Genomic DNA, 13,877 nt, shown 5'->3' with positions numbered 1-13,877 from the left:
TCCCGTCGCTAAAACTGTTCGCCTCCTAGGAGAACCATACCGAGTCGCCGTTGTTGCCTGTATAAACAAGCTCCTACACTGGATCTTTGCCATTTTGACCAAGAAAGAGCCCTTCCTTGATTTAGCTTAAGAACCACACTTTCCATAAAGACCAGAAACCTTCCAACGCTCTTAAGGAGGGCTCTTAACCATTGCCCATTTTTCAGCATAGTGCTTTTTCTTCTAAAACTTAAGAGAAAAATCTTGACAAGCTATTAGCTGGTTTTAGTTCAACAACTCTGTTTGCCATTGAATGCGTTGAAATCATTTAAATTGCTCATAATATTCTTTTGGATTATTTTGAATAAAAAACTCTGACAGACGTTTTATCAATACTAAAATGTCTTGTTGTTAACACCATACGTCTCTCGATGTGATACTTCCTCACCCCCATACCTTTTGTATAGAATCTGCTTGCAAATCAACGGTATCAGTCATAATTATCTGTCCTTCATACTTTACAATTGCTTTAACTATTTCCTCTTTTAAATCAACATGAGTATATTCGATCTTCAAACTAATTTAGAAAAGATCTATGATCCCTCGGAACATTCCGGAGAAGAAGCTGCCGATCGTACGGAATAACAGCCTCCACCAGCCGGCTTTGTTGACGTCTTCCGAAGCGACCAAGTCGATCGTAACCGTCTTTTCTTCTTGGGTGGACGGGTCTTTGTATTTGTAAGTAACCGTACCTACATTAGCGCCGAGCTTAACCGGAGCGACCAACGAGTCCTGCGCGCTCTTCACTTCTTGCACCGTCGTTTCCACGGCATGGCCTTTAGGAATTAATATGGTCAGATCGGACGCCGTGACGACCGCTACGCTTTTCGCTTTCCCTTTTTTGACCTTTAACGTTTCGTATTCCGGTACGACGGCTTTCGCATCGACGATCGTTTTCTTCTCGAAGCCGTAGAAACCGTAATCGAACAATTTGGCGGTCTCCAAGAAACGCTGTCCGTCGTTCGTATCGCCGGGAACTCCCATGACGACGGCGATCAGTCGAGTTCCGTCGCGCAAAGCGGTTCCCGTAAAGCAGTTGCCGGCTCTACTGGTATGTCCCGTTTTCAAGCCATCTACGCCTTCGTAGGCGAATTTGCGGAAGTTGGGAACGTCCTTGTTGCTTGCGAGCATCCAGTTCACGTTCGTGATCGGCGATTTGTCCCGTTCCCGGAACCTGTAGGACTGGATTTTAGAAGTATTCAAGAATTCTGGTACTTCATTTAGAATGTGATAGGCTAAAGTCGCGGAATCGCGGGCGGACATTACCGTTTCCCCATCGATGGAAGAAGGACGGAATTCCTCGGGCATATCCGCTCGGTCTAGTCCCGTGGAATTAATGAAGTGCGCCGTAGTCATGCCGAGCTTGACCGCGGTTTCGTTCATCAGCTTCGCGAAATTTTCCTCGGAGCCGGCAACCAACTCTGCTAATTGCGCTGTCGCGTCGTTTGCGGAGCCGACGGCCATCGCCGTATACAATTCCTTAACCGTATGCTGATCGCCTTCCGCCAGAAAAATCCGGCTTCCAATCTGCGCCGCCGCGTTCTTGCCTACCGTTACGGTTTGGTCCCAAGAAAGCTTTCCTTCCTGTACGGCTTTGGAGACGAGATATTCGGTCATCATTTTAGACATGCTGGCAGGTGGCTTCGGTTCATCCGCGTTTGATTGATATAGGATTTGTCCGTTTTCCGCATTCATGAGGATAGCTGATTTCGCTTCCAGCTGAGGGGCTCCAGCGGGGACATCCGCCGCAGATGCCAATGAGGAAACGCCGAACGTGAACAATAGACTAATGAGAACGAAAACGGCAACGAACCGCTTCGTGATGAATACTTTCGGAAATAACATATGATGATGGCGATTTAACGCCTTCTCCCCTTTTCGATAAAATACTTACGCCCTATTGTAAGGGCTTAGCGTCCAAAGTTGAATTTCATAGCGGATAATCGTACGGCTGCTGCTGCCATCATAATCGACAACAGACAGACAGCGACAAAATGAAGCAGACTGTTCGTTATGAATAAAGATTCGAGTTTCGCAGCCTTTGCCAACCCGCGAACGAATACGATAGCAAGGGGATGCAGAATATAAATCCATACGCGCCCCTCTCTGAGCGCTTTCCTTGTCCTTCCCCTCCACTGGAGCGCCCACTGAAACGAGAAATAAGCAGCAGGCAATGCGAAGATAAACATACTGTCATGTCTGGGAATTCCCGCTGCATGCAGAAGGATTCCCTCCGCGAGCAGCATGGCGAGCGATACGGCAAACAAGCATGCATTCGTGATTGGTCTTCTTACCGGCTCCTTCCGTTTGGCTGCCCAAGCCCCCAATGCCAGATAGACCGGAGCATAGAATAATCCGTTGCGGGTGTAATCAAATATAGTGAACAACCCCTCATATACTCGCGAAATCCCCTCCGTGTTCTCTATCATTCCATAGTAGCTATCACCCAGCAGTCCTATGATATACAAGAACCCTGCTGCAGCCAGCATCGCTTTCATTGACATCAACTTATGCATGAAGGAAGTCATCCCTATCCCGATCAGCAGAGCCGGCAAATACCATAAATGATAAAAGGTCCCGTCGAATACGATATCCTTGATAAAGGAATGGGCAGTGAAACGATTAGAAAAATACCCCGTGTACACGTTAAGCGGTAGATACAGCACGATGGCAATCGCATAGAGCTTCCCGATTTTTTTCGAATACCCAAGCAGAGCCTTCTTGTCCGCTCGGGGTTCGCCGCTCATCTTACGGAAATAAAAAAAGCCGGAGGTCAGGAAAAAAATTGGAACGGCAATTCGGCTAACGAGACCGCTTAGCAGAAAATCAGCATACGGATTGAAGGACAGCAACGGGCTGGTATGATTAGCAATGACGAGCAGGGCGGCCAGAAATTTTAATAGGTCCAGCCCGCTTTCATTCCGTTTAGACAGCATGGATATGTTATCCTATACCGGCGAATGCCGTCACGATGAAACCATCCCTGTTATTTCCCGACAAGGAGTAATAATCGCACCGTTCAATAGGAACGTTTGTTGAAGGTCCCTCTTCTGCCTGCAAGTAGTAAATCTCAACCGATAGAGCCTCATTTTCAAAGGACAAATGACTACCAGCATATGGGCAACCTTGGATGAAATCGATATACTCCTCTAAGCATAGATTGTTTTGCTCCATGATTTGGGCATGGGGATAGCCGACATAGCGAAAATGCCAAGGCTCGCAAGAAATATGAGTAATCGATTCTTTCCCTTCCTTATACCGCTGAATAAATCCATATTGGGCAGCAAGCTGCTTGAATGTCATATAGATGCCGCTATCGGGGAATGACGGTGCAATGAAATCCACGTTCCCGTTCATCCATCCAACATCGACGGCGAGTCCTATTTGATGTTCACTTCGATCGGGCAATGCCACGTAACGAGCCGTATATGCCGCACCATTCTCGTTGAGTGAGGATTCATAGATACGCTCCTGCTCCTCCTTGGTACGATATCCGCTCACAGCGACAATAGCATCCATCCCTTGACAAGCCTCAAGCAGATTATTGAAATGCCGTAAACATGTATGTTCCAAAAGCATGCCTTCATGCAGTTCGTGTATGGCCGGGTTTGAGCTTAACGACGTTAGCTTACCTGGCGGAAGCGTTTGTCTAACGGGATTTGCGAGATTCACCAGCACCAAATGACCTTCGTGGACCTCAGCTCTGCTTGCCTGGTAGGAAGTACGTCTTGCACCTGAATAACTGCTTTTTTGAATCTGAGGTGCGTGGTTTGTTTGTCTCATCGTATATGAGCCTCCCGAATGATTGTGATAGGTTATGAGAATCGAATGCTTCTACTTCAAGATAACCCTGATTCATTAAGAGGCTTTTAAAAAAAGCTTAACAAAAGATAAGATTTGTTGCTTATTTATAAATGAACGAGGCTAGAGCTGGCTATGACAAATGAAAAATAGACCGCCCTTTAGCAAAGGTACCCGGTCTATAAGGAATTTCTTCGTTCGCTGCTCATAACTGATCGAAAAATTATTTTACCTCTGCAATCCGAATTTTATAATCCGCGAACCATACACCCGTCTCAGCATTATATTCCAGACATTTGGCATCATAGGTGTTTATTGTGCTATCGTACCCGTTAACGTAATCGCGTATGTTATCGGGTTCAGGACGCTCTCACCATTCCGCTTCATGCCGCGAGAGGTCCATTTGATTTATGCTATAATACAACATATAAACCGCGTGAGGTGACATTGTGGCTCGTAATCCAAAATCCTATAACATCCCTGTGGAAGCGACGCTGGATCTGATCGGCGGGAAATGGAAAACGCTTATTCTCTGTCATTTAACCTTTGGACATAAAAACAGTCGCTCGTTAGCCTTTGTGCAAATTTTATCTTTTTTCCCCAACGACAAAAGAGTAATCCCCCAAGTCACTACCGTATCGGTCGATAATATCTTGGACCCGTTCGTTTTCAATATCAGTTTTTAGTCTAGTACAGCCTGTATCGATCTCTTCTTGAAACTTGCAAAGGTAGAAATGCCTGCACGAACTTTCGGGTTTAAATATATGCCAACTGCAGCATGTCCAACGTTATTGATAACCACATCCAGAGCTCCGCAGATTTACACCGATCGGGACTCGCTCGTGACGCTGTATAAGCGGCTTCGGACGATGATGGTCGTCATGTGCTGCTCAATCTGCTCTCATGTGCTTGAACGGCATCAATCTTCTGCCGCGGGCGGACGGCCATTTATGGGGAATCGTTGTACCCGTGCTGACGATCTACGTGCTCCTCTTCCTGCTGCTCGGGATCGGGATCCTTAGGATGAACCGCAAAAATCAAAGCGAGTTCCTCGTAGAACTGCCGCTTGCAGGAGAAATTCCAATTCGTGTTGTACGCCGAGAGTGGGTGCCGTCTCTAGCGGGGCGGGCGATCGCCTAAATCGTCTCCTGGGTTTTCTTGCCCGCCGCATAGATGGCAGCCGCATTGGCCACTCGCGTCCCCAGGGCTTCTCCCAGCGTGAGACCCTTAGCAAAAAGCGATTGACTCAGCGCGTCATGGGTATCTTCGACGGGAGACGTAACCCCTACGCCGTAATAACTGCCGTACAGCGCATTCGCCGGAATATTGGCCGGCAAACCGACGATCATCATCCCTTGGTGCAGCATCGGCGTAATCAGGTTCAGCAAGGTGGCTTCGATCCCGCCGTGAATGGTTGCCGTCGTGCAGAATACGGCGCCGATTTTATCGACCAACTTCCCGTTCGCCCATAAATAACCGAGTTTGTCGATCCATTCTTTCAAGCCGGAGCTGATGGTGCCGAAGTGTCCCGGACATCCCCAGATAATTGCATCCATCTGTTCGAGATCTTTGATGCTCGCCTGTTTGACGTGATTAATGAAAACCTCTGCCCCTTCTACGCGTTCGACGCCTTTGGCAATGGATCGGGCAAGTTGTTCCGTATGACCCGCTTCGCTATCGTAAACAATACAAATTTTCATCGTTTAATCTCCTCTCTTTGTTGGGAAATCAAGAGCGATTCCTCACTCGTTTTCTTTTAAGGGTCGGTTCTTTTTCTTAAGCGTCTCCCGGTATGCTTTATCGTTCATTTCTTCCTGAGGGTGCTCATCCTTGGGATCGCCCCTTAACAGCAGAAGCGCCTTCCGATATTCATTATCGTTAAAATGCTCGTTGTCCTTCGCCGGTTGAGGCGGCTTGAGAAACCCTCGGATGGCGTTGCGATATTCACCGTCCGCGCTTTGCCGATCCGAGCGATCCTGGTTTTCGGCTAGTTCCTGCGCGGGCGCTGCCTCCCTCTCTGCAGACGCCCTCTCTGCCGATGCGTTGACCGGCTCCAGCACCGCATCCTCTTGCGACGGCGCGGCCGCATGTTTCTTCACCACCGAGAGCAGCGTCAGCAAGGCGCCGACGGCGCCAATCGCGGCCAGCGTCCAGGAAGGTCCGCTCAAATTGCGGTGGCCGTCGAAATAAAACAAGTCGCGCAAGCCTTCCACGGCGAATCGAAGCGGCAGCCAGGCATACAGGAAATGATGGCTGAACTGCGGCAGCAGCTGCGGTGGAAGCGTCAGGATGGGCGCCCCGAAGAAGAACACGAGCACGAAGAGCGGAACACCGGCGAAGCCGAGCCAACTGACGACCGTCGTCTGGAGCAGGAAGAAACTGAATCCCGCTAAGAACAGGTACAGGCCGATCGACGAATAATCCGGAATATCGAGCCCGAACCATTGCCCCGCGATCCATAGGATGCTCAGCGAAGCCGCGCAGGTGACCGCGGCGCCCATGACGATCTGCGAGAAGCGAATGCCGAGGCGGTGACGGCGGGAGCCGTTCTGGGTCGCTTTGTTGGCCGCTACGAACAGCATCATCGTCGTGACCATGGCTCCGAACCAGACGAGCTGCGTCAGAACGACGGGCGCATTGCCGTTCGAGCTGTTCGTGCCGACGGCGTTGACCGTGCGGGTCGTCACCTCGATCGGAACGGCCATCGCTGCCGTCTGCGCCGTCGTCAGCATGCCGCCTTGCTTGCCCGCTGTCTCCAGCATTTGCGCCCGGATTTGCGCGCTGGCACCGTTCACCATCTGCGTCAGGATCGTGTACGTCATCGTTGCTCCGCTATAGTTCATGCCTTGGTTGATATACAGCGTGACCGCGGCGGATTGCGGATTCGGCGACAGCAGGCTCGCCAGCTTACCGGAGAAGTCGGCCGGAATCACCAATGCCGCGTAAGCCTCTTGACGGTTCATCGCGTCCACGGCCGCTTCTTCCGATGCCGCAGTCTGCCATTCGAGCGGCATTTGGCTTCCGTCCGGTGACGTCGATGCCGTTATTTTATCCGTGATCAGCTTGCCGAATGCAACGTCCCCGGCTGGCGTCTTCGCGCCGGTATCCTGCTGCACGAGCAGGACGGGCAAGTCTTTCGGAAGCGGATTGACCGTGGAGCCGAGCTGCGCCAGCCCCAAAACAAGAACAACCACGAATACGAGGACGACCGTGAGATAAGGATGCTTTTGCCGGAAAAAATGAAACATGATTACACAACGCCCCCAACATAATTTAATTCAACGTTCAGTGAATGAAATGGCAAAATAGAAATCACTTCCGCCATTGCGACACGGAGAAAGTGACCATGCTGCGAATATACGTCTCGACGTCGACGCCGATGACATTGATGAACGACACCTCGCGCAGCGCACAGACGACGCCGACCGAGAGCAATTGATGCGCCGCCAATGAAAAGTCCATCTCGCGGATTTCCCCCGCTTCGGCCCGTTTATTCAACACTTCCGTCAACGCGCGATGCCGCTGCTTGATCATTTCGGAGATAAAATTCCGCTGCTCCGACTGGATCGATTCCGCGTCGCGGAACATGATTCGGAGGAATGCCCGGTCTCCCGTCAGCGCCATGAACATGCCGATCAGGAAGTCCGACAACGCATCTTCCAGCCCCTGGTTCGGCTCAATGGACGCCAGCAGCATATCCATGCTCACCATCCGCGCCTCCTGCGCCTCGTGGAAGATGGTCTCCAGGATCTCCTGCTTCCCTCCGGAAAAATAATGATACAGCAGGCCGTCCGTAATGCCGACATGCTTGTTGATCATGCGCATCGAAGTGCCGTGAAAGCCATGTTCAGCGAACATTTCCTTGGCGCCTTGCAGAATTTGCTCCCTGCGTTCCACCGCCTGTATATCTCTGCTCGTCCGTGGAATCCGTTTCAACCTAACTCGCCTCTCTTCGCCGTCATTTCATTCATTGATTGTGTAACGAAATCATACGCCATCTCCGGCCGGATGTCAATTTCAATAAACCGGTTATCGCCTTAAATTGCAAAAATCGTGAAAACTCCGCTCCGATTGGTTGGCAGCCGATGCCGATTTCACATCTGCCCGTACAGCGCCTTCAGCCTGCGGGCTTCCTCGCAGATCCGCCCCAGCAGCCCAGCCGGCGCTTCGACCTGCACCGTGCCCGCGAGCGCCAACATCGCGGATAAGGCGGCTTCTTCGTTCTCGAAGCCGAGCGTCGCCCGCCTGCGAATCCAGAAGGATGCCGCCTAGTTTGGCTGCGCGGATCAGCGCTTCCTCCTCCGTCCGCAGCGTTACCCGGTAAGGAAACTGCCTGAGCTCGTACTCCGCCATCTACCCGGCCCAGAACGTCTCCAGTTCAAAATCGTCCGGCCGTTCGAAGACGTCGTCCGCGAGCCGGATCGCCTGGATTTTGGCCAGCCGGAGCAACATCCAGAATACTTGAATTGCCAAAAACCTGAAGGTGATTCATTAATCGTCGTGTAATATCCGAATCTGCTTTACGTGATGTATTATATTCTATTTGAAGTATCCTGCCCGATGCCTGCATTTTCGTTCTCTAATGATATAACCGTTTTTACTTATATTACCACGCTTTATGCCCGTTACTTCAACGAAAAAGGAACAGTTGCCATCCGTGGCGATCTTTTCCTGGTCGTTGCACTATCGTGCCCGTTCGTTTAATCCCATGAGTATTTGTTTTGCATAAGAATCGCAGTCTGCTTCGTCTGTGTTTATCTCTAAGGTGGGAATTAACGATTGTTTCACACACTCGCGAAGTATTTCCTGATCCTCGAAGAACTTCTGACATGCCTCCATTACTGTGAGGTGGTTTTCCATCACATATGATTTCCAAGCTTCGCCACGACTTTCAATAAATCTGGGCTCAACAGCATCTTGGGACAAGGTTAAGAGTACACGATGTGCATTCAACCTTGATAGACGTGTTTCCACCTTCTCAATTTCTGCAGAATTTATAAATGCCGCTCGATGATTTACATGGAACCTCTCTAAAAGATAAAATACACCATTTGATGGTTTTGTATGACCAAGTGAATCAATCCAATTATATTGTTGCTCAACATAATCAACATGACGAGTTAAAAGCTGAATATGTTCATCCTTGTCCATCAATCTTAAGACGCCTTGGTATGAATGCAAAACTTGTGAATAGTGTTCACTTATTGCAATTATCGTTTTTTCACAATTGTGTTTGACTATGTAATTTCTTTATTGCAGAAAATACTGATGACTTTCCTGCGGTAGACAACCCTTCAATAATTACTCCCCGAATCACATTTCACCACTTCAGCTTGTTTCCGTATACTGCCCGTTCGTATTATGAGGTCAGCCAGTTTTTACTGGTTGACCTCTTTTGTCTTTAAGAGGCTTAGTTACGGTAGCCGGGGTCGAACGTAACTGCCCGTGGGACTCGGTTTCTGAGAGCTATAGGCGGTTGGTGGTTTACTGCTAGACGCGTCTTGATTTGAGACGGACTTTTACCCTATCTAAAATCGAAAGGATGATTGGAATAAAATGATTAAAAATGTTCCGAATGAAGTAAGAAAGTCATATCTCTTTTGGATGACCGCAATCGTCGCCGGAGTTTTTGAAATGATCATTGCCGTTATCTCCTCCTTATCCGGCGAGACGTCGTCCGTTGGCGGCCTTGTGATTCAAGCGCTCATAAGAACATTAATCTTTGGTGCACTAACCTTCATTATTATGAAGATGTATCGTGGGAAGAATTGGGCACGAATCGCTTTAACCATCCTGCTTGGCGGAATCGGGACACTGTCTTTGGTCATCGATCCCATCAAGTGGTTTCTGGAAGGCAACTCTTTAAGCACGATGTTTGACGGGGTCGAACTTACTTCGCTCCTGTTCGCCGCAAGCCGAGTGATGCATTTGGCAGCCGTAATTACAGCCTTGATCTACATGTTCCGCCCCGCGGCAAACCGCTACTTTCGGTCGGCAAGTCCAAGCCTTCGAGTCTCCTGGAGTTCGCAGCCGAGAAACGAGCAGCACCTGGTGTTCGTCTCCCGTAGTTGGGTAAAAAAACGGCCTTGGAGTCGATTCGTTCATCCGCAAGCTTCACTCCCAGCCGATTGCCGGATGAACAAAACCTAACAACAGATTAGCTGAATTCTGCTCCCGCCGCTAGGTGGGGGCTATTTGACGCTCACCCTCCGTTTATTTTGTATTTTCTAATTGAAGCATAAGGTTGTCCGAACCGCTTCTCCCGGATTGCTGGAGGGTCTATCCGGCTGAAGGTTGAGAAAGAATCGTCCCGCAGAGTGATTTCATCCTCCATGATTCGTGGCACTATATAAAGAGGCAAGAAATACCGAAGAGAGGAAGCGCACATTCACCGCCTGTTTGTATCGAATTACGCATGTCCGGGCTGGTTTTTACGCTAAGAACAGGCATGCAGACACCGTCAAAAAGGAGCGACTTGTATGAGCAAGAGAAAAACGGGAGTTTTTACGATATCCCTGGGATTGATCGTAAGCGGTATTTTTATGATCCTGTTTCAAATTGATCTGGTATCCGCAGAAGTGTTTAAGTATATCGGGCCGTTATTCCTTATTCTATTTGGTCTGGAAATTATTTGGGGGCGGCTTCGCCAGTCTGATCAACCGGCAAGAGTGAGCGGCTGGAGCGTAGCTTTCATCATACTGATCCTAATCGTTAGTCTGTCTCAAACGACGACGACGTCGTCGACGAACGTTCTCTGGCAGAACAGATATTTCAGTCCGGTGAACGGAGAAGTGCCGCTGGTCACCGCCGTCAAGCAGGTGGATATTCGGATTCCGGACGGGAAGATAATCGTGACCGGAACGGACAAAGCGGTTCTCTCCTACGATGGAGAATTAACGGCATACGGTTCTTCTCAATCTCAAGCGAACGAGAAGATCAATGCAAACTGGACGGTTAGAACTTCAGGAGATACCGTCGAGCTTATTTTGGAACAAACGGGAATCAATTTCAGCTTATCACAGTTATTTCAATGGAATTTTCAGCCCCCCGTGCTTCATGTCGAAGTGCCGCAAGCATTACTGACTAAAGTTCAAACCAATAACGGCAAGATCGATATACAGAATATGAATGCCAACGTTGAGTTGAAAACCTCCAATGGCGCGATTGCAGCCCGGAACATCAACGGCAATTTGAACGCGGAAACATCCAACGGATCTCAAACTATAGGGGATATCGAAGGCTCCGTCGACCTCAAAACCCAGAACGGAGCAGTGGCCTTTTCTAATATTTCAGGCGCATTATCCGCAAAAACCTCCAATGGCCCGATTAAAGGCGGGTCTGCCGTAGACGGGAAGTGGGATTTAAAAACCTCCAATGGGAAGATCGATTTGACGCTTCCGGCAAATACGAATGCGACGGTTCAAGGAAAGACCACCAATGGCAGTATTGGCGGCAATATCCAATGGCATGACGACGGAAAGAACAACCGCTCCGCCGTTCTGGGAACCGGCGAGAATATAGTGATGCTGTCCACGTCAAACGGCAGTATATCTGTAGATGCCGGGCCATAACGGGATGGAGCCTTTCGACAACGCCAGGGCCGGGGCTTGGAACGGCATGGCTGCGAAGAGTCAGGGCACCGGACGGACGGCAGCCGCGGTCAATCCTTTGTGGTCCTTGCCGATCGCATGGACTTCAGCAGCAAGTACACCGCCGTTTCGTCGAGCGGATTGCGGTTTTGCAGCTTGATCAGCAGTTTCATCGCAGCAGCGGGCTCGGAAGCGTCGATAAGCGCTTCGGCCAGCCGTTTGGCGAACGAAGCGTAAGTTTCTGCGAGCCGTTCCGTTTCGCTGATCGCTCACACGTAAGCTTTATCGCAGAACAGATCGCCGGAATACAGCAGCTCGGTCTGTCTCGCATATTCCAAATTGCTGGCTTCGATCGCCGGCAGCCCCCCTTCGCTTTATCGCTACGAAGGATATCGGTTTCTCAATCGTTGTTCCGTTTTACCCTGGCGATCATGATGGGTAGGGGTAACGTACGACGATGATTCGGGATAGTTTTACTTTACGATAGACACCTTGTAGCCACCGAGGTTGTTCCAATCGTTGATCGTCCCGCCCATCTCCAGCCATCTTTATGCAAGCCCCGTACAGAGGGGATGGGCGGCGAGCCCTCCCCACGAATCTGCATGACGGTAGATGCAAGTAAGGCAAAGAAATCTGGCCTACTAGTATTCATCGGCAAAACATCACTTCCCCCCCTCCCCGATAGCAAAATGCCGTACAATGAAAAAAGCACCCGTGAAGGTGCTCAGTAAAAGGTTATCACAGCGTGGCACGGATGACCAGAAATCTTTATATCAATTTCTTCCAATCTTTGATTTGGTTCTTCCATTGCGTGTGAAGCGCTTGTTTGTCCATGCCGGCCACCTCCGTGTTCGAATGGTTCTATTCTGGCATGGGCAGCTACGCTTGAACAGGTGTATTCGGTTTGACGCTTACAGATTAACAGGAAACAAAAACACAAGGAGGATTGTATAGATACAATGCAAGCAAACCTAAAAGATCAGGACAAAAATGAGAGGAAAAATCGGTTTCGGGTATGGAAATCCCATCCACTCGTCGCTTACTTTGTATTGGCCTACGCTATCACATGGCTATTCCTGGGTCTGGTAGCCCTTCATTCGCATGGGCTGTTCCCCCTCCCATCCAGTCTCATTTCTCCCCTCACGTTTGTGGGGAGTATCGGCCCGTTACTTGCCGCCTTGCTTCTCATTGCAACAACCACCAGCAAGGGCGGCATGCGTGTTTTTCTTCGTCAATTGTTCATCTGGCGTGTAAGCCCTTGGTGGTACTTGGTTGTGATCTTTGAACCGGCTATTGTCACACTGATTGTCATGGCCTGCAAATCTCTTCTGGGAGGAGCCTCCTTCGATTTGGCCCATCCGTCAGTGGTCGAGGAGCTCTCTCTTCCCTCGGGCATCAATCCCTGGTTTCTGATTATCCCCGTGTTTCTCCTGGGAAGTCTGCTTGGTGGACCGTTCGGAGAGGAACCAGGATGGCGTGGATATGCGCTGCCAAAGCTACAGGAAAGGTACCGTGCCCTGGGGGCGAGTCTCGTCCTTGGCGTCTTGTGGACTATGTGGCATCTCCCGTTCTTTTTCATACAGGGGACTTCTCAATCCACCACTCCTTTCTTCATTTTTGCGCTTGGAACGATTGCGAACAGCATTCTGATTACCTGGGTCTATAATCACACGCGAGGGAGTGTCTTGCTGGCAATCTTGTTCCACAATGCCCTAAACATCACTGACCTCTATTTCCCTCTTTCTCTCTGGCTCAACTGGCAAGGCGTGGTGGCGCAATGCCTTGTGGCATTGGTTGTGGTCATCACTGCTGGTCCCGAACGCCTCTCTCGGCGATCAGATTAAAGGACGAACAGGGTAACCGCCCTTTTAGCCATGACAGGTTGCATTTAATGCCGTCCATTATGACAGAGGCTCTTACTTGACGTATTCATCCATTTACAATATTTCGGTATACCCTTCTTTTCCATGCACGCGTATTCGTTGCCCATCTTTTATCAGTTTGGTAACATTCTCCACACCGACTACTACTGGCAAACCATATTCACGTGCGATAACAGCTCCATAGTCATCAGTTCGCCAACTTCGGTGACTAGGCCTTGTAGGGAGCCGACATACATGTAAAAACAGGTCACGTTACCATACATTGACCTGTTTTTATTTTTAGCTTTATTTAACTCCCTCGGTACGATTAAGTTTTCTCACGAATGCTCGCTTATTTGGAGGATTTCACCCTTGATAGACATGTATGAAGGACGCTCGGGTGACCACTTCATAGACCTGGACAACATGGAGGCGTGAGGAAATAGAGGGGGAGACTATTCCCCCCATGTTCTTCCATATCCTGCACGTATTCTCCACGCCGTTCCTGGAGGTTCTCACTCCCATGCCTCAACGGGTCGATGCCCTTTCATTCCTTCGTTACGCCTGTCCAAGGGGTGGAGGCCGG

Annotated in this window: 13 protein-coding genes and 2 pseudogenes; 6 read left to right on the top strand and 9 right to left on the bottom strand. The window is 49.7% G+C overall.

The genetic code is table 11. The features are described 5' to 3' along the window. Positions 1-561: 561 nt before the first annotated feature. The 3 genes from AC0YNV_RS00075 to AC0YNV_RS00065 form a co-directional block, all read right to left on the bottom strand. Positions 562-1,884, bottom strand: coding sequence for a D-alanyl-D-alanine carboxypeptidase family protein (locus AC0YNV_RS00075; protein WP_475764831.1), 1,323 nt, complete (start codon positions 1,882-1,884; stop codon positions 562-564). 65 nt (positions 1,885-1,949) lie between these two features. Then, positions 1,950-2,975: an acyltransferase family protein gene (locus tag AC0YNV_RS00070; protein ID WP_475764829.1), complete on the bottom strand. Its 1,026-nt coding sequence runs from the start codon at positions 2,973-2,975 to the stop codon at positions 1,950-1,952. A gap of 7 nt (positions 2,976-2,982) precedes the next feature. Beyond that, positions 2,983-3,822 (bottom strand): D-alanyl-D-alanine carboxypeptidase family protein, encoded by an 840-nt coding sequence (locus AC0YNV_RS00065; protein WP_475764827.1) that lies wholly within the window; start codon positions 3,820-3,822, stop codon positions 2,983-2,985. Positions 3,823-4,289: 467 nt separating this feature from the next. Here AC0YNV_RS00065 and AC0YNV_RS00060 point away from each other — a divergent pair. Both AC0YNV_RS00060 and AC0YNV_RS00055 read left to right on the top strand, forming a co-directional pair. Then, positions 4,290-4,398, top strand: a pseudogene (locus AC0YNV_RS00060) (winged helix-turn-helix transcriptional regulator); the annotation flags it as partial. Between the two features lie 345 nt (positions 4,399-4,743). Continuing rightward, complete coding sequence (locus AC0YNV_RS00055) at positions 4,744-4,980, top strand: hypothetical protein (protein ID WP_475764825.1); 237 nt, start codon at positions 4,744-4,746, stop codon at positions 4,978-4,980. On the opposite strand, the gene AC0YNV_RS00050 is transcribed toward AC0YNV_RS00055, so the two are convergent. From AC0YNV_RS00050 to AC0YNV_RS00030, 5 genes are all read right to left on the bottom strand, one after another. Continuing rightward, positions 4,977-5,540 (bottom strand): NAD(P)H-dependent oxidoreductase, encoded by a 564-nt coding sequence (locus tag AC0YNV_RS00050; protein ID WP_475764824.1) that lies wholly within the window; start codon positions 5,538-5,540, stop codon positions 4,977-4,979. The two genes, AC0YNV_RS00055 and AC0YNV_RS00050, sit on opposite strands and share 4 nt — an antisense overlap. Positions 5,541-5,582: 42 nt before the next feature. Next, a complete protein-coding gene (locus tag AC0YNV_RS00045; protein WP_475764822.1) occupies positions 5,583-7,088 on the bottom strand; it encodes a YhgE/Pip domain-containing protein in 1,506 nt (501 codons plus the stop codon). Between the two features lie 64 nt (positions 7,089-7,152). After that, on the bottom strand, positions 7,153-7,776 hold the full coding sequence (locus tag AC0YNV_RS00040) for a TetR/AcrR family transcriptional regulator (protein WP_475764821.1): 624 nt from the start codon (positions 7,774-7,776) through the stop codon (positions 7,153-7,155). A gap of 93 nt (positions 7,777-7,869) precedes the next feature. Next, positions 7,870-8,193 (bottom strand): hypothetical protein, encoded by a 324-nt coding sequence (locus tag AC0YNV_RS00035; protein WP_475764819.1) that lies wholly within the window; start codon positions 8,191-8,193, stop codon positions 7,870-7,872. Between the two features lie 330 nt (positions 8,194-8,523). After that, entirely contained in the window at positions 8,524-8,991 is a 468-nt protein-coding gene (locus AC0YNV_RS00030) for a hypothetical protein (protein WP_475764817.1), read from the bottom strand. Positions 8,992-9,396: 405 nt separating this feature from the next. On the opposite strand from AC0YNV_RS00030, the gene AC0YNV_RS00025 reads away from it, so the two are divergent. The 4 genes from AC0YNV_RS00025 (at position 9,397) to AC0YNV_RS00010 (ending at position 13,273) form a co-directional block, all read left to right on the top strand. Further along, complete coding sequence (locus AC0YNV_RS00025; RefSeq protein ID WP_475764815.1) at positions 9,397-9,990, top strand: hypothetical protein; 594 nt, start codon at positions 9,397-9,399, stop codon at positions 9,988-9,990. A 329-nt stretch (positions 9,991-10,319) separates the two neighbouring features. Further along, positions 10,320-11,411, top strand: coding sequence for a DUF4097 family beta strand repeat-containing protein (locus AC0YNV_RS00020; protein ID WP_475764813.1), 1,092 nt, complete (start codon positions 10,320-10,322; stop codon positions 11,409-11,411). Between the two features lie 36 nt (positions 11,412-11,447). Further along, on the top strand, positions 11,448-11,666 hold the full coding sequence (locus AC0YNV_RS00015; RefSeq protein WP_475764811.1) for a hypothetical protein: 219 nt from the start codon (positions 11,448-11,450) through the stop codon (positions 11,664-11,666). Between the two features lie 722 nt (positions 11,667-12,388). Continuing rightward, complete coding sequence (locus AC0YNV_RS00010; protein WP_475764809.1) at positions 12,389-13,273, top strand: CPBP family intramembrane glutamic endopeptidase; 885 nt, start codon at positions 12,389-12,391, stop codon at positions 13,271-13,273. Between the two features lie 93 nt (positions 13,274-13,366). Here the strand turns inward: AC0YNV_RS00010 and AC0YNV_RS00005 are convergent. After that, positions 13,367-13,536 (bottom strand): annotated as a pseudogene (locus AC0YNV_RS00005) (PEP-utilizing enzyme); the annotation flags it as partial. Positions 13,537-13,877 lie beyond the last annotated feature (341 nt).

This window comes from Paenibacillus sp. JT31N11, from assembly GCF_056269285.1.
Note: the sequence above shows the minus strand (reverse complement) of the source record. Positions and strands in the feature narration are given on the sequence as shown.

Excerpts from the sequence above, each read along its gene's own strand:
- AC0YNV_RS00075 (WP_475764831.1), bottom strand. The coding sequence starts at position 1,884 with ATGTTATTTCCGAAAGTATTCATCACGAAGCGGTTCGTTGCCGTTTTC.
- AC0YNV_RS00070 (WP_475764829.1), bottom strand. The coding sequence starts at position 2,975 with ATGCTGTCTAAACGGAATGAAAGCGGGCTGGACCTATTAAAATTTCTG.
- AC0YNV_RS00065 (WP_475764827.1), bottom strand. The coding sequence starts at position 3,822 with ATGAGACAAACAAACCACGCACCTCAGATTCAAAAAAGCAGTTATTCA.
- AC0YNV_RS00055 (WP_475764825.1), top strand. The coding sequence starts at position 4,744 with ATGTGCTTGAACGGCATCAATCTTCTGCCGCGGGCGGACGGCCATTTA.
- AC0YNV_RS00050 (WP_475764824.1), bottom strand. The coding sequence starts at position 5,540 with ATGAAAATTTGTATTGTTTACGATAGCGAAGCGGGTCATACGGAACAA.
- AC0YNV_RS00045 (WP_475764822.1), bottom strand. The coding sequence starts at position 7,088 with ATGTTTCATTTTTTCCGGCAAAAGCATCCTTATCTCACGGTCGTCCTC.
- AC0YNV_RS00035 (WP_475764819.1), bottom strand. The coding sequence starts at position 8,193 with ATGGCGGAGTACGAGCTCAGGCAGTTTCCTTACCGGGTAACGCTGCGG.
- AC0YNV_RS00030 (WP_475764817.1), bottom strand. The coding sequence starts at position 8,991 with ATGGACAAGGATGAACATATTCAGCTTTTAACTCGTCATGTTGATTAT.
- AC0YNV_RS00025 (WP_475764815.1), top strand. The coding sequence starts at position 9,397 with ATGATTAAAAATGTTCCGAATGAAGTAAGAAAGTCATATCTCTTTTGG.
- AC0YNV_RS00020 (WP_475764813.1), top strand. The coding sequence starts at position 10,320 with ATGAGCAAGAGAAAAACGGGAGTTTTTACGATATCCCTGGGATTGATC.
- AC0YNV_RS00010 (WP_475764809.1), top strand. The coding sequence starts at position 12,389 with ATGCAAGCAAACCTAAAAGATCAGGACAAAAATGAGAGGAAAAATCGG.